Source organism: Nocardiopsis sp. NPDC006938 (assembly GCF_042869555.1).
Classification (GTDB): domain Bacteria; phylum Actinomycetota; class Actinomycetes; order Streptosporangiales; family Streptosporangiaceae; genus Nocardiopsis.
The window spans coordinates 72729-89988 of the sequence record NZ_JBIAGA010000005.1; the positions used below are offsets into that span (position 1 = coordinate 72729).

Annotated in this window: 13 protein-coding genes and 1 riboswitch; of the genes, 9 read left to right on the forward strand and 4 right to left on the reverse strand. The window is 71.9% G+C overall.

The window, feature by feature from the left end; genetic code table 11:
* Positions 1-2: 2 nt before the first annotated feature.
* From ACFYL4_RS09775 to ACFYL4_RS09815, 9 genes are all read left to right on the forward strand, one after another.
* Complete coding sequence (locus ACFYL4_RS09775) at positions 3-485, forward strand: SRPBCC family protein (RefSeq protein ID WP_387517913.1); 483 nt, start codon at positions 3-5, stop codon at positions 483-485.
* A 271-nt stretch (positions 486-756) separates the two neighbouring features.
* Entirely contained in the window at positions 757-2157 is a 1401-nt protein-coding gene (locus ACFYL4_RS09780) for an NAD(P)/FAD-dependent oxidoreductase (RefSeq protein ID WP_357763354.1), read from the forward strand.
* A gap of 199 nt (positions 2158-2356) precedes the next feature.
* The gene (locus ACFYL4_RS09785) at positions 2357-3100 is read left to right on the forward strand and encodes a CDP-alcohol phosphatidyltransferase family protein (protein ID WP_387518217.1); all 744 of its coding nucleotides are present in this window, start codon (positions 2357-2359) and stop codon (positions 3098-3100) included.
* 224 nt (positions 3101-3324) lie between these two features.
* Positions 3325-5829: a sugar phosphate nucleotidyltransferase gene (locus ACFYL4_RS09790; protein ID WP_387518218.1), complete on the forward strand. Its 2505-nt coding sequence runs from the start codon at positions 3325-3327 to the stop codon at positions 5827-5829.
* Positions 5830-6450: 621 nt separating this feature from the next.
* Positions 6451-6993, forward strand: a complete 543-nt coding sequence (locus ACFYL4_RS09795) for an FHA domain-containing protein (protein ID WP_357763351.1) — start codon at positions 6451-6453, stop codon at positions 6991-6993.
* Between the two features lie 170 nt (positions 6994-7163).
* Positions 7164-7637, forward strand: coding sequence for a bifunctional nuclease family protein (locus tag ACFYL4_RS09800; protein ID WP_357763348.1), 474 nt, complete (start codon positions 7164-7166; stop codon positions 7635-7637).
* Between the two features lie 412 nt (positions 7638-8049).
* Positions 8050-8550, forward strand: coding sequence for a MerR family transcriptional regulator (locus tag ACFYL4_RS09805; protein ID WP_357763345.1), 501 nt, complete (start codon positions 8050-8052; stop codon positions 8548-8550).
* 157 nt (positions 8551-8707) lie between these two features.
* Positions 8708-8798: riboswitch (glycine riboswitch) on the forward strand.
* A 97-nt stretch (positions 8799-8895) separates the two neighbouring features.
* Positions 8896-11793 (forward strand): aminomethyl-transferring glycine dehydrogenase, encoded by a 2898-nt coding sequence (gcvP, locus tag ACFYL4_RS09810; RefSeq protein ID WP_357763342.1) that lies wholly within the window; start codon positions 8896-8898, stop codon positions 11791-11793.
* Positions 11794-12041: 248 nt separating this feature from the next.
* Positions 12042-13304, forward strand: coding sequence for a tetratricopeptide repeat protein (locus ACFYL4_RS09815; protein WP_387517918.1), 1263 nt, complete (start codon positions 12042-12044; stop codon positions 13302-13304).
* Positions 13305-13376: 72 nt separating this feature from the next.
* Here the strand turns inward: ACFYL4_RS09815 and ACFYL4_RS09820 are convergent, their stop codons facing one another.
* The 4 genes from ACFYL4_RS09820 to ACFYL4_RS09835 form a co-directional block, all read right to left on the reverse strand.
* Positions 13377-13565, reverse strand: coding sequence for a DUF5999 family protein (locus ACFYL4_RS09820; RefSeq protein WP_357763336.1), 189 nt, complete (start codon positions 13563-13565; stop codon positions 13377-13379).
* A 234-nt stretch (positions 13566-13799) separates the two neighbouring features.
* The gene (locus ACFYL4_RS09825; protein WP_357763333.1) at positions 13800-15245 is read right to left on the reverse strand and encodes a threonine/serine exporter family protein; all 1446 of its coding nucleotides are present in this window, start codon (positions 15243-15245) and stop codon (positions 13800-13802) included.
* 218 nt (positions 15246-15463) lie between these two features.
* The gene (locus ACFYL4_RS09830; RefSeq protein WP_357763331.1) at positions 15464-16201 is read right to left on the reverse strand and encodes a response regulator transcription factor; all 738 of its coding nucleotides are present in this window, start codon (positions 16199-16201) and stop codon (positions 15464-15466) included.
* 114 nt (positions 16202-16315) lie between these two features.
* Positions 16316-17152 (reverse strand): RecB family exonuclease, encoded by an 837-nt coding sequence (locus ACFYL4_RS09835; RefSeq protein ID WP_387517920.1) that lies wholly within the window; start codon positions 17150-17152, stop codon positions 16316-16318.
* Between the last annotated feature and the right edge of the window lie 108 nt (positions 17153-17260).

Genomic DNA, 17260 nt, shown 5'->3' on the forward strand with positions numbered 1-17260 from the left:
CCGTGGGCACGGAGCAGCGGGAGAACGGACGGATCGACCGGGCGACACGGGTGGTGGCCGCGCCGCCGTCCGAGGTGTACGCGGCGCTGACCGACGGCACGGCCCTCCAGGCCTGGTTGCCGCCGGAGGACATGGCAGGCCGGATCGAGAACTTCGACGCCCGGATCGGCGGCGGGTTCAGCATGGTGCTCACCTACCTCGACGCCGACACCGCGAGCGGCAAGACCACCGAGTCCACCGACGTCACCAACGTTCGCTTCGAGGAACTCGTGCCCGACGACCGCGTCGTCCAGTCCGTCGACTTCGCCTCGGACGACCCCGCCTTCCACGGCACCATGACCATGAACTGGCGGATGGAGGCCGTCCCCGAGGGCACCCGGGTGACGGTCGAGGCCACGGACGTGCCCCCGGGCATCCGGCCCGAGGACCACGAGACGGGTCTGACCTCGTCACTGGCCCACCTCGCCGCCCACGTCGAGCCCTGACCCGGGGCCCCGCTCCGACTCCCCGCCGGGGCGTGCGCGCGGCCGGTCGGCGATCTCCCGGACCAGCACGGCCGGGTCCTGACCCTCGCTGATCACCGGACGCGTGGGGCGGATGGGACGCCGGTGAGCGCACCCCGTCGTCCAGGGCCTCGGCCAGGAGGTCCCCGCGAGGGAGAGCGTCAGCCGCTTCCTCTGGTGTGTCCTCCCTGGTCGGGACAGATCGGGCGCTTAGGGTCGCACTAGTCGGCCGCCGACACGGAGGGGGAGCGCGATGAGCGAGGACGTGGGCGCGGAGATCACCGAGGAGGACATCTCCGGCACGGAGGACGGGCAGGGGGAGGCCGCCCGTGCCCAACCCGAGCCGCGCGGACGCGAGGCGGCGCCCGGACGCGGCCACACCATCGTCGTGGGCGCCGGAATGGCCGGTCTGGCCGCCGCCGACCGCCTCGCCGAGAACGGTGAGCGGGTCACCGTGGTCGAGGCCCGCGACCGCACCGGCGGACGCATCCACTCGGTGCGCGACTGGGAGGGGACGACCCTGGACGTGGGGGCCTCCTGGATGCGCGGTGAGGAGAACAACCCGCTCTCCCGGCTGGTCGAGGAGGCGGGCGCCCGCACCGCCGTGTTCAACCGCGCCACCGAGACCGCCTACGACCCCAAGGGGCGCAGGCTGCTGTTCGACCGGCACCGCCGCAACCTGGAGGACGTCAACCTCCTCCACGAACACATGTACTGGGCGACGGTCGGCGCCAGCCCGGAGGAGTCGATGGAGGAGGGCATCAACCACGCCCTCTACGACGCCAACCTGGTGCGCTCCCGGGCCAGGGACGCCGCCGAGATCGTCCACCGCATCGCGGAGACCGATCACGGGGCGGACGCCGAGGAGGTCGCCTTCACGGCGGTCGCCTCACGGCACGAGTTCAGCGGCGACGACGTGGTCTTCCCCGAGGGCATGAGCCAGCTCACCGACCACCTCGCACGGGGTCTGGACGTGCGTCTGGAACACGTGGTCCTGGAGGTCGCCCACGACGACGAGGGCGCCTCGGTGCGGGTGGACACCCCCGACGGCGAGGAGACGCTGACCGCCGACCGCGTCCTGGTCACGCTGCCCCTCGGGGTCCTCCAGTCGGGTCAGGTCGGCTTCACCCCCGAACTGCCCGAGGACAAGCGCGCCGCCCTGTCGAGGCTGGGCAACGGCCGACTGGAGAAGCTGTTCCTCCGCTTCGACGACGTCTTCTGGGGCGACGCCGAGGTACTGGTCCACCTCGGTACGGAGGAGGGCACCTGGTTCCACTGGTACGCGGGGCAGAACGTCCTCGGCCAGCCCATCCTGGTGAGCCGCAACGGCGGCAACGCCGCGCGCTTCCTCGCGGGCATGGAGGACGGGGAGGTCGTCGAACACGCCATGGCCTCGCTACGCGGCATGTTCAAGAAGGCCCCGGACCCGGTGGAGCACCACCTCACGCACTGGATGGACGACCCCTTCGCGCGGGGAGGGTTCTCGTTCACCGCGGTCGGAGCCGGGGACGGCGACCGGGTGGCGCTGGGCGACCCGGTCGGCGACCGGCTCTTCTTCGCGGGGGAGGCCACCGAGACCGAGCACACCGCCACCGTGCACGGCGCCCTGCTCTCGGGGCGCCGCGAGGCCGACCGCGTCCTGGGTCGGGGCTGAGCCTCCGACGGGGCCTCGTCCACGCAGGTCACGACCCGGGCCCGGGCGAACTCCGTACGCGGTACGATTGGCGTGCGGACGTCCGTCCGGGACCCGGTCCCGGCCTGGCGCGCGATGGCGGGGACCGGCGTCCCCGCCCGTTATCGTGGGCGGTATGGGGCGATCCGCGGAAGTAGGCAGACACGAGGCGGGGGGCAGCGTGGCCAGCCCGGTGGTCAGTGACCGCATCTGGACGGTTCCCAACCTGTTGAGCATGCTCCGGTTGTTGGGCGTGCCGCTGTTCCTCTGGCTCATCCTGGTACCGCAGGCGGACTGGTGGGCGCTGCTCGTGCTCGCCCTGGCCGGACTCAGCGACTGGCTGGACGGCAAGATCGCCCGCGCCTGGAACCAGGCCACCAAGCTGGGGCAGATCCTCGACCCGCTCGCCGACCGCCTGTACATCTTCGCGGCCCTGCTCGGCCTGGTCCTGCGCGGCATCATCCCCTGGTGGTTGATGGGCATCCTGGTGCTGCGCGACGTCCTCATCCTCGGCGCGCTGCCGCTGCTGCGCCACTTCGGCTACGGTCCGCTGCCGGTGAACTTCGCGGGCAAGGCCGCCACCCTGTGCCTGCTGTACTCGTTCCCGCTGCTCTTCATCGCCGGGTACGCGTCGGTCGTCGGAGATGTGGCCCGGATTATAGGTTGGGCCTTCGCGCTGTGGGGAACGGCTCTCTACTGGTGGGCCGGACTGCTCTACGCCGTCCAGGGTCTGCGTCTGATCGACCAGACCCGCCGCGACGAACGCGCTGATCACACGGGTTCCCGGGACAGCGACCCCGCACGCGGCCACGGCGTGGACGGACCCGACCCGTCCGCTCCGGCGACCGCTGACGGCGCCTCCGGCGCGGAACCCGAGGGCTCGGACGGACCGGGCCCGTCGGACCAGGGCGGGACCGCGCCCTGATCCACCGAGCGAACCGGCGGACCGGCTCACCAGAGTCCTGTCGGATCGAAAGGGAGTGTCGTCTCCGCAATGAGAACATGTCCCACCGCGCGCGACCGTGCGCGTTCCGAACACCAGTCCTTCGCCGCGTCCTGTGACGGCACGGCAGCGCGGGGGTGCCCGCGATGACCGCGCCCGACCCCACGACACGGCCCCCGCACGCGGACCAGCCCGCGCCGCCCCCCATGAAGGCCGTGGTGATGGCGGGGGGCGAGGGCACGCGCCTGCGCCCGATGACCGCCAACCAGCCCAAACCGCTCCTGCCGGTGGTCAACCGCCCCATCATGGAACACGTGCTGCGCCTGCTGCACAAACACGGTTTCACCGAGACCGTGGTCACCGTCCAGTTCCTGGCCACCCTCATCCGCAACTACTTCGGCGACGGCGAGGAGCTCGGCATGCGGCTCCACTACGTCGCGGAGGAGGTGCCGCTGGGCACCGCGGGCAGTGTCAAGAACGCCGAGGAGCACCTGCGCGGCGAGCCGTTCATCGTCATCTCCGGCGACGCGCTCACCGACATCGACCTCACGGACATGGTCCGGTTCCACAAGGAGCGCGGGGCCAAGGTCACCATCGCCCTGAAGCGGGTGCCCAACCCGCTGGAGTTCGGCATCATCATCGTGGACGACCAGGGGCGCATCCAGCGCTTCCTGGAGAAGCCCACCTGGGGTCAGGTCTTCTCCGACACCGTCAACACCGGCATCTACATCATGGAACCGGAGGTACTCGACCGGGTCGCCGCCGGAGAGGTGGTCGACTGGTCCGGCGACGTCTTCCCCGAACTCCTGGAGGAGGGGGAACCGCTCTACGGCTACGTCGCCGACGGCTACTGGGAGGACGTGGGCACCCACGAGAGCTACCTCAGCGCCCAGGCCGACGTGCTCTCCGGCCGGGTCGACGTCGAGATCGACGGGTTCGAGGTCTCTCCCGGTGTGTGGGTCGGCGAGGGTGCCGAGGTCGATCCCGGCGCCGTGCTCAAGGGCCCGCTCTACGTCGGTGACTACGCCAAGGTCGAGGCCGGGGCGGAGCTGCGCGAGTACACCGTGGTCGGCAGCAACACGGTCGTGCGGGCGGAGGCCTTCTGCCACCGCACCGTGCTGCACGACAACGTCTTCGTCGGCCGGGGCGCCAACCTGCGCGGCGCCGTGATCGGCAAGAACACCGACGTGATGGCGGCCGCCCGGATCGAGGAGGGCGCGATCGTCGGCGAGGACTGCGTCATCGAGTCCGAGGCGTACGTGAGCAACGACGTCAAGGTCTACCCGTTCAAGACCATCGAGGCCGGGGCGGTGGTCAGCACCAACGTGATCTGGGAGTCGCGCGGGCAGCGGTCCCTCTTCGGTCCCCGGGGGGTCTCCGGGCTGATCAACGTGGAGATCACCCCCGAGCTCGCCGTGCGCCTGGCCAACGCCTACGCCACCACACTCAAGAAGGGCGCGATCGTCACGACCTCCCGTGACGTCTCGCGCGCGGCGCGCACCCTGAAACGGGCGGTCATCAGCGCGCTCACGGCCGCCGCCATCGAGGTGCGCGACCTGGAGGTGGTCCCGCTGCCGGTGGCGCGTTTCCACACGTCGCAGAGTGGTGTCAGCGGTGGCATCACCGTGCGCACCAGCCCCGGCGACCCGGAGTCCGTGGACATCATCTTCCTGGACGGCCAGGGAGCCGACCTGTCGCCCGGGGCACAGCGCAAGCTCGACCGGGTCTTCTCCCGGGCCGAGTACCGGCGGGCCTTCCCCGGGGAGATCGGGGAGCTGTCCTTCCCCTCCCGCAACGTGGAGCACTACACCCACGAGCTCCTGAGGTCCGTGGACACCTCCGGTGTGGCCGAGGCGGAGCTCAAGGTGGTGGTCGACTGCGCGGGCGGCACCGGTTCGCTGATCCTGCCCTCTCTGCTGGGCCGGATCGGTGTGGACGTGCTCACGGTCAACAACCGGCTGGACGAGGCCTCGCCCACCGACACCGTCGCGAAGAAGATGCGCGACCTGGAGCGGTTGGGCGAACTGGTCGCCAACTCGGGGGCCGACTTCGGAGTGCGCTTCGACCCGGTGGCCGAGCGGCTCTCCATCGTGGACGAGAACGGTGAGCTGGTCGACGGCGACCGCGCGCTCCTGGTGGTGCTGGACCTGGTGGCCGCCGAACGCGGCGGCGGCCGGGTGGCGCTGCCGGTCACCACGACCCGGGTCGCGGAGAAGGTGGCACGTTCGCACGGCGCCGAGGTGCTGTGGACCGCGACCGCCACGGACGAGCTGACCAAGGCGGTGCTTGCCGAGGGGGCGGAGATCGTCTTCGCGGCCGACGGCCGGGGCGGCTTCGTCGTCCCCGAGTTCAGTCCGACCAGCGACGCGATCGCGGCGTTCGTGCGTCTGCTCGGGCTGGTCGCGCGGACCCGCCGGTCGCTCGGCCAGATCGACCGTGCGATCCCCCAGGCGCACCTGCTGCGCCGTTCGGTGCCCACCCCGTGGGCGGTCAAGGGGAGCGTGATGCGCGCGGTCGTGGAGGCCGCGGGCGAGCGTGAGCTGGACACCACGGACGGGGTGCGGGTGATCGAGCCCGACGGCAGTTGGGCGCTGGTCCTGCCGGACACGGCGGAGGCCGTCACACATCTTTGGGCGGAAGGTCCTGATTCGGACACCGTGCAGCGTCTGCTCGACGCGTGGGCCGCCGTGGTGGAACGGGCCGACGGCTAGGCGCCGACCGGTGGGGCGCGCGTGGGCGCGGGCGGTTCGGTCGTCCGCGCCCACGCGCCGTGTCGGGTGCCTCGCGCGGGGTGCGTGCCCGTCACGCCGTATCCGGGGACGAAGCGGACGAAGGGGCAGGTCCGGGCAGGGGGCGGAAGTTCGCGGAAATCCACCCGGTGTCACCGAGAACCAAACACCCGGGTCGCGCATCAGTTCCAGAACAGGTGGAGGTCTCCTACGAGGACCAGAACCGGTCGCGGCGGCGCCCCGGGCGTCGAGGGGGCCGACTCGTCCGGCGGGCGCCCGCAGGGCGTTCGCGGCGGGCCGAGGGGGAGCGAAACCCTGTCTGGACAGGGATATGGTTTAAAGTCGAGTGTTCCCTGAGGCACCGTGTCACCACCCGCCACGGGAATCCCGGCGACGGCGGACATCCAACGGGGGTGACAAGGAGTCCTACTTGGGGGATGAGACCTAGCGACCGACCGTGTGGAGCGGTCCACTGCCCTGGCAGTGGAACGACCCACCGTGTCCCGGACGGTGTGCGGGCCCCTGGCCCGCCCGTCGACCGGGACGCGCCACCGACCAGCCGAATCAAGCACCGCCCCGTGCGGTAGGAGGCCGAGCCGACCTATGTCGAGCGTTTACTGCACGCAGTGCGGTCACGCCGTTGCGGATGATGCCCGTTTCTGCTCCCACTGTGGAACTCCGGTCCGCAGGGCCGAACAGCAGAGCCAACGGCCCAACGCCGGCGGCGACTCCGCGGGAGACGTCACGTCGACCATCTCCATCTCCGGTATACAGGCGCTGGAGGAGGAGGAACAGGGCGTCGAACTCGGCGGTGACGACCCCGCCAGCACCGACGCACTCCCTCCCGGAACCGCCTTGCTGGTGGTCCGGCGGGGCCCCAACGCGGGGAGCCGCTTCCTGCTGGACAGCGACGTGACCACCGCTGGCCGCCACCCCAACAGCGACATCTTCCTCGACGACGTCACCGTGTCCCGGCGCCATGTGGAGTTCTTCCGCCGTGGCAACGGTTTCGGGGTTCGTGACGTCGGCAGCCTCAACGGCACCTACGTCAACCGCGAACCGGTGGACGAGGCCGAGCTGGGCGGCGGGGACGAGATCCAGATCGGCAAGTTCCGGATGGTCCTGCTGACCAAGCCGCGCCGATGACGCCGCGCTGACCACGGTCGACGGGGGCGGGTGTGCCGATGAGGTTTGCGGCCCCCCGCCTCCGGAGAGCTTTGTAACGAAGGGTGCCGATTTCGCCCTCGGGTCCTGATCCGACGGGGGAGCAGGGACGAGCGCCCATCCGGCATGACGACTCGTGGGACGGAGCCGCTGTGAAGCACATGGAGGTCGTCGGCGTCCGGGTTGAGATGCCCTCGAACCAACCGATTGTCCTGCTCAAGGAATCCGAGGGGGACCGCTACCTGCCGATCTGGATCGGCGGTGTGGAGGCCTCCGCGATAGCGCTGGCCCAGCAGGGCGTCTCGCCCGCGCGCCCGCTCACCCACGACCTGTTCCGTGACGTCCTGGACGCCCTGGACACGGGCCTGGAGACGGTGAACATCACCGGTCTGAGCGACGGCGTCTTCTACGCCGAGCTGGTCTTCAGCAACGGCGTGGAGGTCAGCGCCCGCCCCTCGGACTCCATCGCCCTCGCCCTGCGCACCGGCACGCCGATCTACGCCCACGAGGACGTGATCGAGGAGGCCGGGATGCCGATCCCTGACGAGCAGGAGGATCAGGTCGAGGCGTTCCGGGAGTTTCTGGACAACATTTCGCCGGAGGATTTCGGCCAACGTGGTACCTGAGGCGGTCGGGGCTCGCCCTCGCGGGCCCCGATCTCTTTGTCGCGGCCGTGACCTGCAAGTTCTTCGGTCGTAGTGGTGATAGATTGGGTGAACGGAATGGTCGTGGAGGGCGCAGCCGAAAACCGACCGACGGGTTTCGGCCTGACGGGGTCCGGCGCCGCGGCCCCGTTGGCGTGCGCACTTGGCGACGCGCCGCGCGCCTTCGTTGACGCTGCCCTGCGGTCGTCCTACCGTCAGTGCTGTGAAACCCACGGCGCGCCCGTTCTCTGAGTGGACTCCCCTGTCGATGCCGCCGTGGGACGAGAAGCCGGAGGTCGGCGTGGCGGTAGCGAGCGGCAAGCGGGATCACCATGACAGGCGGTCCGCGCTGCGGCTAGCGGGGCAGCAGGGCCTACTGTGCGAAGAGGACGTGATGGCGCTGCCTACGGACGTCGGGTATCGGGGCCCAGCGGCGTGTACGGCCGCCGGGATCACCTATCGACAGCTGGACTACTGGGCCAGGACCGGCCTGGTGGTGCCCAGCGTGCGCACCGGTGCCCATAACGCCCCGTTGTACAGTCTGCCCGACATCCTGATGCTCAAGGTGGCCAAGCGGCTCCTGGACACCGGGATCTCCCTCCAGCAGATCCGTACCGCCGTCGACCACCTGCGCGGTCGCCCCGCCGCGGAACTGTCCCGCATCACCCTGATGAGCGACGGCGTCAGCGTCTACGAGTGCACCTCTCCCGACGAGGTCGTCGACCTCATGCAGCGGGGGCAGGGCATGTTCGGGCTGGCCCTGGCCAACGTCTCCCGCGAACTTGAGGAGGCGCTCGGGGTGGTTCCGGCCGAGGAGCGGGCCGACCTGCCCGTCGCCGCGCCCCAGGCCGTGGACGAACTGGCCCTGCGGCGCCGGGAGCGGCGCACCGGGTGAACCTGGCGGTCGCGCCGTCATCGGCTCGCCGAATCCGGGGCAAGGCGTGCCCTGGCGCGGTGCCGCGGTGCCCGATCGAGTACGGTCGTAGTCACAACGGGGATGAAAACCGACATTCGTCCTGCTTGTACACACATACAGAGCGTCAGTAGGCCGCTGATACCGCACGGGAGAGACCTCGGCAACGGGGCGCCGACGGGGCAATACTCCCCAGTAACCTCTCAGGCACCATGGACCGCGCGGAGGAGGCCGCTCTGAAGCCTGGGCGCGGTCGTGCCCGGTGACAGAGGGGGAGACCGTGAGGAACACCGCCGACCCGATCGGCCCTGTCACCAGGAGGTCTCCGTGCCTGACCCGTCGAACGCCCCCACCCCGGGAGCCCCCGCCCGGGTGTTCGCCGACCGCCACATCGGACCCGCCCCCGCCGAGACCGACGAGATGCTCAAGACGGTCGGCTACGGCTCCACCGCCGAGCTCATGACCGCGGCCGTGCCCGCGTCCATCCTCAGCGCCCCGGGCCGCAGCGCCGCGCTCGACCTGCCCGAGGCGGTCGGCGAGGCCGAGGCCCTCGCCGAGCTCCGCGAGCTGGCCTCGCGCAACCGGCCCACCACGCCGATGATCGGCCGCGGCTACTACGGCACGCTCACGCCCCCGGTCATCCTGCGCAACATCATGGAGAACCCCGCCTGGTACACGGCGTACACGCCCTACCAGCCCGAGATCTCCCAGGGCCGTCTGGAGGCCCTCATCAACTTCCAGACCATGGTCTCCGACCTCACCGGTCTGCCCATCACCGGAGCCTCCCTGCTGGACGAGGCCACCGCCGCCGCGGAGGCCATGACCCTCGCGCGCCGGGCCAGCAAGGTCAAGAGCGACGTCTTCGTCGTCGACGCCGACGTCTTCCCGCAGACCCTCCAGGTCCTGCGCACCCGGGCCGAACCCCTGGGCATCGAGGTCGTCGTCGCCGACCTCACCCGGGGCCTGCCCGAGGGCGACGCCTACGGCGTCCTGGTCCAGTACCCGGCCTCCAGCGGGGTCGTGCGTGACCCGAGCGCCGTCATCGCCCAGGCACACGAGCGCGGGGCCCTGGCCGTGGTCGCCGCCGACATCCTCGCGCTGACCCTCCTGCGCAGCCCCGGCGACCTCGGCGCCGACATCGCGGTCGGCTCCACCCAGCGCTTCGGCGTGCCGCTCGGATTCGGCGGACCGCACGCCGGCTACATGTCGGTGGGGGAGAAGCTCCGACGCCAGCTGCCCGGCCGCCTGGTCGGCGTCTCGGTCGACGACGCGGGCAAGCCCGCCTACCGCCTGGCCCTCCAGACCCGCGAACAGCACATCCGCCGTGAGAAGGCCACCAGCAACATCTGCACCGCGCAGGTCCTGCTGGCCATCATGGCCGGGATGTACGCGGTCTACCACGGTCCCGACGGGCTGCGCGCGATCGCCCGCCAGGTGCACACCCGCACGGCCGCCCTGGCCCGGGCCCTCACCCGGCGTGGCTTCGAGGTCGTCCACGGCTCCTACTTCGACACCCTGCGCGTGCGCGTGCCCAGCGCCGACCGCGTGGTCGAACGCGCCCTGGAGGCCGGAGTCAACCTGCTGGGCGTCGACCAGACCACGGTCGGCCTGAGCGTGGACGAGACCACCACCGTCGCCGACCTGGAGACGGTACTGGCCGCCTTCGGCGAGGCCGACCGCGGAGCCGGTCGGGCCCCGGTGGCCGTGGACGAGGACGCCGACCTGCTGCCCGCCGACCTCGCGCGCGGCGTCGACTACCTCACCCACCAGGTGTTCAACACCCACCGCAGCGAGACCTCCCTGCTGCGCTACATGCGCCGCCTGTCCGACCGCGACCTGGCGCTGGACCGCACGATGATCCCGCTGGGCTCGTGCACCATGAAACTCAACGCCACGGCCGAGATGGAGTCCATCACCTGGCCGGAGTTCGCGGGCCTGCACCCCTTCGCCCCGCTCGACCAGGCCGCGGGGAGCGTCTCGCTCATCCGCGACCTCGAGGGATGGCTGGCTGAGGTCACCGGCTACGACGCCGTGTCCCTCCAGCCCAACGCCGGTTCGCAGGGCGAGCTCGCCGGACTGCTCGCGATCCGGGGCTACCACCGCTCGCGCGGTGACGAGCACCGGGACGTCTGCCTCATCCCCAGCTCCGCGCACGGCACCAACGCCGCCAGCGCGGTCATGGCGGGCATGCGGGTGTCCGTGGTGGCCTGCGCCGAGGACGGCAACGTCGACCTCGACGACCTGCGGGCCAAGATCGCCAAGCACGGCGGGGAGCTGGCGGCCATCATGGTCACCTACCCCTCCACCGCGGGCGTGTACGAGGACACCATCACCGAGGTCTGCCGACTGGTCCACGAGGCGGGCGGCCAGGTCTACGTGGACGGCGCCAACCTCAACGCCCTGGTCGGTTGGGCCAAGCCGGGCGAGTTCGGCGCCGACGTCAGCCACCTGAACCTGCACAAGACCTTCTGCATCCCGCACGGCGGCGGCGGCCCGGGCGTGGGCCCGGTCGCGGTCCGCTCGCACCTGGCCGGCTTCCTTCCCAACCACCCAGGGCAGCCCGGCGCGGGCCCGCACACCGGGGTGGGTCCGGTCTCGGCCGCCCCGTTCGGCTCCGCGGGCATCCTGCCCATCTCCTGGGCGTACGTGCGCATGATGGGCGGCGACGGCCTGCGCGCGGCCACCGAGACGGCCGTGCTCTCGGCCAACTACGTGGCCAAGCGCCTGGAACCCCACTACCCGGTGCTCTACACCGGTGAGAACGGGCTGGTCGCGCACGAGTGCATCATCGACATCCGCCCGCTCCAGAAGGCCACGGGCATCAGCAACGAGGACATCGCCAAGCGCCTGATGGACTACGGCTTCCACGCGCCCACGATGTCCTTCCCGGTCAACGGCACACTCATGGTGGAGCCCACCGAGAGCGAGAACCTCGCCGAACTGGAGCGGTTCGTGCGGGCGATGATCTCCATCCGGGGTGAGATCGACCGCGTGGCCAAGGGTGAGTGGGACGCCGAGGACAACCCGCTGCGGCGCGCCCCGCACACCGCCGAGGCGGTCACGGCCGACGAGTGGGACCGGGCCTACACGCGTGCCGAGGCCGCGTACCCGCTCGCGTCGCTGCGCCAGGACAAGTACTGGCCGCCGGTCGGCCGGATCGACCAGGCCTACGGCGACCGCAACCTGGTCTGCTCCTGCCCGCCGCCGGAGGCCTTCGAGCTGTAGGCGAGCGGACTCGGGACGTACGCGTTCCGGGGCCTGAGTACGAGGGGGCGCCCGCCCGTGTGCGAGGGGGCGCCCCCCTTGCGCGTGCGCGGCGCGCTCCCGGGCGTGCCCGCGCGCACCGCGACGGTGGAGGAGCGGCGCGTTAGAGTTTGCACAGCCGCCGACCCCGCCCAGACCGGTCGCGGTCACGCCTCGCGGTCCGCGCTCCCCGTCGCTCGGGCCCCACACCCCCACGGAAAGCGGATCGAATGACCACGACGTCCGGAACCCCCGCACGCTCTGGCCCCGCCGACCCACCGCCACCCGCTCCCAGGGCCACCGACCCGGAGGACGACCAGGACGCCGCCGCGTCCTCGTCGGAGTCCGTCTCGGACCTGTGCGACCAGGCCCGGGACCTCGCGGAGAACGGACACCTCAAGAAAGCCGCCACGCTCTACCAACGGGCGGTCGCCGCCAATCCGCCGCCCCGCACGCAGGCGCGGGCGCTGCTCGGCCTGGCCGTGGTCCAGGACCAACGCGGGGACACGGCCGCGTCCCGGGAGGCGGCACGACGCGCCCTGGCCACCGGCGACACCCGGTACGCCCCGCGCGCCGCCCACCACCTCGCCCTCTCCCTGGAACAGGAGGGCGACCACGGCGAGGCGGTCCGCACCTGGCACCGCCTCCTGGACCTGGGCGGCCCGGCCCACGTCGCCGTGGCCCACTACGGGCTGGCACGCGAGGCGGAACTGCGCGGCGGGGACGAGGAGGCGGAGCGGCACTGGGAGGCGGCCCTGGAGCTCCCGCCCGGCGACGAGGCGATCAGCCGCCTGCACGCGGCCACGGTCGCGGAGGCCGCCCGCGACCTCGCCGGGCGGCTCCTCGCACGGGGACGTCCGGACGCCGCCGCCCTCGCGGTCGAGCGCGGTCTGAGCGTCGGCGACGATCCCGGGCTGCGGCTGCTGCGCGCCGCCACCCACCTGGAACGCGCCATCGCGGACGCGGGCACGGTGGTCGACCCCGCGTCCCCGTCAGAGGAGGAGCGCGGGCGGACGGAGCCCCGCACCTCGGGCGCGGCGGTGGAGCTGCTCGCGGGACTGCTGTCCCTGCGGGGGGAGCCGGACGCCGCGGCGCGTGTCTGGCGGGCCGGTCTGGACGACCGCGACCGGGAGACCGCGGAGGCGGTACGCGCCCGTCTGCGCAGACCCTTCGCCCACGAGCCGTCCGGGGACGGAGAGGAGCACCCCCAACCATGGTGGGAGGGGTACCTGGAGGAGGCGGTGGCCACCTCCAGCGCTCCTGCCCTGGCCGGGGAGCTGTTCGCGGTCCTCACACAGGTACACGCGCTGCTGGCGGTGCCGGTGGTCGAGGGCGAGTCCCGCCCGGCGGTCCTGCGCGCGGCCATGGAGACCGCGCTGCGCACGCCGAGCGAGCTGGTGTGGGGTGGCTCCCTGCACGCCGACTTCAGGCGGCGGCTCAGTGAGGCGGTGGGTGAGGACGTCCTGCCGGAGCAGTGGCCGGACGGGGGCTGAGCGGGCCCGGGCTCCCGTGGGGCGGTGCCGGGGCCGCGAAGGACTCTCCCGAGGGCGCTCGCGGCGCTCGGTTCAGGCCGCGACCCGGGGGCGGTGGGGGGCCACGACAGCGCCGTCGGGGAGGAGCTCACCGGTGTCGTCGAACAGCACGACACCGTTGCAGAGCAGGCTCCAGCCCTGCTCGGGGTGGCTGGAGACCACACGGGCGGCTTCGCGGTCGGTGTCCTCGAAGGAAGGGCAGGAGGGTGAATGGCTGCACATGTCAGAGCCTTTCGTCGGTGTGCTCCTCGTTGAGCTGAGGCCAACATTAGTGGCTGACATCACATGATGTTGCCGGTTTGGGCCGACAATGTTCCCCGGCGTGTCCTGTTGGCCTTCCACAAGTGGGACACGCCCCGTGCGCGTCCGGTTCCTCCCCGCCCTCACCGTGACCGGATGCGGCCAGACCCACCCGGCACGGCCCCGGAACCGGGACCGTGCCGACGGAGCGCGGACTCAGTAGCCGCCTCTGGTCCGGCGCGCCGCCGGGCGGCCTCTCATGCCCGCGCCAGCCAGGCCGCCCCGCTGGAACGCCCGCACCAACTCGCCGCCGAGGTTGACCCCCGCGCCCAGGGCCAGCGCCACCATGACCGCCTCGGCGATACTGAGCAGCCCCGACACCGCCGTGCCCTGGGTGATCTCGATCAGACCCCGGTAGAGGATGCTGCCCGGAAGCAGCGGCGCGATCGACGGGATCAGATACGGCAGCACCGGCCGCTGGGTGCGCCGGGCCAACCAGTGCCCGACCACCCCCACCGCCATCGCGCCCATGATCGTGCCCACCACCGGGGGCACCTCCAGCCACAGGCGCAGCCCGGCGTAGATCAGCCAGATCATCACGCCCAGGGCGCCGATCGTGGGCAGCATGCGCGGGGGGACCGCGAGGGAGATCGCGAACGCCATGGCGATCCCGGCCGCGCCGATCAGCACCGGGACGTGCATGGCGGTCCCGGCCGAGGGCAGGTTCTCCAGGTCCAGGTCGATGCCCAGCCGGGTGGCGGTGTAGGCCACGGAGACCACACCCGCCACGATCGCGCCCAGGATGAAGAAGGTCTCCAGCAGGCGCGCGGCCGCCGAGACGTAGCTGCCGCTGATGCCGTCCTGGAGGCTGGACACCAGCGGGCGGCCGGGCAGCAGCGCCATGATGTTGCCGGTGATGATCGCCCCGGCCTGGAGCCCGAGGTTCAGCTCGGTACTGGCCCACAGCAGGCCCACACCGATGGAGGAGGCCACCACGGCCGCCGCCGCCATCTGGTAGAACTCCGCGACCCCCCGGTTGGCCAGGAACACCGAGGTGCGGTCGCCCAGCACCGTGGCCAGGAACGCGACGGCCGCCACGATCAGGTCACGGGGTGTCAGACCGCCGCCCACCATGAGGCTGGCGCTGGAGGCGATCAGGCCGAAACCCACCGCGATCATCCAGTTCGGGTAGGGCATACGGGCCCTGCGGATCTGCTCCAGACGCGCGTTGGCGTCCTCCAGCTCCAGCAGCCCCAGCGCCGCCTGCTGCACCAGGGTGTGCAGCTCGTTGACGCGGAAGTAGTCGAGGGTACGGCGGCGCACCACCCGCTCCCCGGTGACGGGAGGGCTGTCACCGCCAGGGTGGGTGGACAGGGAGATGGTGGTGAAGGTGACCGACACCTCCGAGCGGGGCAGGTCGAAGGCGACCGACAGGCTCAGCATGGCCTCGCTGACGGCCTCGGTGCCCTCGCCGCTGGCCAGCATCAGCTCGCCCACGCGCAGGACGAGGTTGATCACCCGGGCGTCCGGGAGGTGGACGTCCTCGTCGTCCTCCAGGTTGTCCGGGGTCAGCTCGCGTTCGTGCTCCGCGCGCCAGTCGCGCATCCGGCTGAGCATGAACTCCTCGCTCGGCGGCCCCGAGCGATCCCGCTTGCTTGGCATGGCTGTACTCCGTTTCCTCCCCGTCGCCCGCACCCCTGATGATCGGCGTACTGCCTCGGCAACCCCAAGGGGGACGCCGCGTCCGTGCGCGCGGTTCGCCCTCCGGCCGCGGCGGCGGCGGTGAGTTCGGTCACCGGATCATCCTGTCAAGGGGCGTGGTTCGTCATGGTGGGCGACGCGCCGGGTCTCGGGCGCGCGCGGGGCTCGAACGACGGTGGTCAGGACGGAGGACCCGGGGCCCGAGAGTCGCGGGCCCCGTCCTGTTCCGTGTGCTGTCCGGGGCGGACCAGTCCGCTCTCGTACGCGTGCACGACGGCCTGCACGCGGTCGCGCAGGCCGAGCTTGGTGAGGATGCTGCCGACGTGGGACTTGACGGTGGTCTCGCCCACCACCAGGTGCGCGGCGACCTCGGCGTTGGACCAGCCCCGGGCGATGAGCCGCAGCACCTGGCGCTCGCGGACGGTGAGGGGGTCCTCGTCCGGTTCGGGTGCCGCGTCCGGCGTCGGCAGGAGGGGGGCGAAGCGGTCCAGCAGGCGGTGCAGGACGGTGGGGGAGACCACCGAGGCGCCCCGGGCGACCACCTCGACCGCCGACACGAGCTCGGTGGGCGGAACGTCCTTGAGGAGGAACCCGGAGGCGCCCGCGCGCAGCACTCCGATGACGTTCGCGTCCAGGTCGAAGGTGGTCAGGGCGAGGACGTGCACCCGGTGGCCCAGGGGGCGGGCCCACTCGACGATGCGCCGGGTGGCCTCGATCCCGTCCATGCCGGGCATGCGCACGTCCATGAGCACGACGTCGGGGAGCAGACCGCGCGCGGCCCGGACGGCCTCGCGGCCGTCCGCCGCCTCGCCGACCACGGACAGGTGGGGTGAGGACTCCAGGATCATGCGGAAGCCGGCGCGGACGAGGGGCTGGTCGTCGACGAGGAGGACGGAGACGGGTACGGAGTCGGACACGGCCCGATTCTCCCCTACAACGGGAGTTCTCGGGCCCCGAACCCGCCGGACTACCCGTGTTCGGGGTCGACGGGGCGCCGCCCTACCCCCGAACGGTCGCGGTACTCCGCCGGACTACCCGTGTTCGGGGTCGCCAGAGGCGGGAATCCAGGGACTCGGCAGCGGGGGCGGTGTCCCGCCGAACTCCGGGCACAGGGCCTGGTGCTCGCACCAGCCGCACAGCTTGCTGCGCCGCGGCTCCCACGTCCCGGCGCGCCCCGCCTCCTCGATCCGCGCCCAGATCCCGCCGATCTCGGCCTCGGCCGCGGCGAGTTCCTCTTCGGTGGGGTCGTACCAACGGACCGAACCGTCTCCCAGGTAGACGAGCTGGAGACGGGCGGGCACCACGCCCAGGTCCCGCCAGATCATCACCGCGTAGAAGAAGATCTGGAACTTGGCCTTGTCCTCGAAACGGGGGTGCGGTGACTTGCCGGTCTTGTAGTCGACCACGCGGATGCGTCCGTTGGGGGCCACGTCCAGCCGGTCCACGTAGCCGCGCAGCCGCAGGCCGGTGGGGAGCGCGACCTCCAGCCGCATCTCCCGCTCGCGCGGTTCCAGGCGCTCGGGGTCCTCCAGGTCGAAGTACCGCCGGACCAGGGTCCGGGCCGACTCCAGCCACGTGTCCAGCCCCTCCCCGCCGGGAAAGAGGTGTTCGGCGACCTCGGGCCTGCCGTCCCTGATCCGCGCCCACTCGGGGTCGACCAGGTCGACCGCGGTGCTCGGGGTACGGGTCCGCGCGGGCAGCTCGTAGAGCCGTTCCAGACACGCGTGGACCAGGGTGCCGCGCAGGGCGGCGGCGCTGGGAGCCTCGGGAAGGCGGTCGATGGCGCGGAACCGGAACAGCAGCGGGCACTGGAGGAAGTCCGAGGCCCGGGAGGGCGAGAGGGCGGACGGCAGGGGCGCGGTGGTCATGTTGCGAGCCTATGAGAGGCGCGCACCCGTCCGGGGCCCTCCCGCGGACCGGGGGCACGCGCCGACCCCGACCGCACCTGGCGGGGGCGCCCGGGGAACACGCCCTAG

What these genes read in the sequence shown, in the direction of transcription:
- ACFYL4_RS09780 (WP_357763354.1), top strand. Translation starts at nt 757, where the DNA reads ATGAGCGAGGACGTGGGCGCGGAGATCACCGAGGAGGACATCTCCGGC.
- ACFYL4_RS09790 (WP_387518218.1), top strand. Translation starts at nt 3,325, where the DNA reads ATGAAGGCCGTGGTGATGGCGGGGGGCGAGGGCACGCGCCTGCGCCCG.
- ACFYL4_RS09795 (WP_357763351.1), top strand. Translation starts at nt 6,451, where the DNA reads ATGTCGAGCGTTTACTGCACGCAGTGCGGTCACGCCGTTGCGGATGAT.
- ACFYL4_RS09805 (WP_357763345.1), top strand. Translation starts at nt 8,050, where the DNA reads ATGGCGCTGCCTACGGACGTCGGGTATCGGGGCCCAGCGGCGTGTACG.
- ACFYL4_RS09815 (WP_387517918.1), top strand. Translation starts at nt 12,042, where the DNA reads ATGACCACGACGTCCGGAACCCCCGCACGCTCTGGCCCCGCCGACCCA.
- ACFYL4_RS09820 (WP_357763336.1), bottom strand. Translation starts at nt 13,565, where the DNA reads ATGTGCAGCCATTCACCCTCCTGCCCTTCCTTCGAGGACACCGACCGC.
- ACFYL4_RS09825 (WP_357763333.1), bottom strand. Translation starts at nt 15,245, where the DNA reads ATGCCAAGCAAGCGGGATCGCTCGGGGCCGCCGAGCGAGGAGTTCATG.
- ACFYL4_RS09835 (WP_387517920.1), bottom strand. Translation starts at nt 17,152, where the DNA reads ATGACCACCGCGCCCCTGCCGTCCGCCCTCTCGCCCTCCCGGGCCTCG.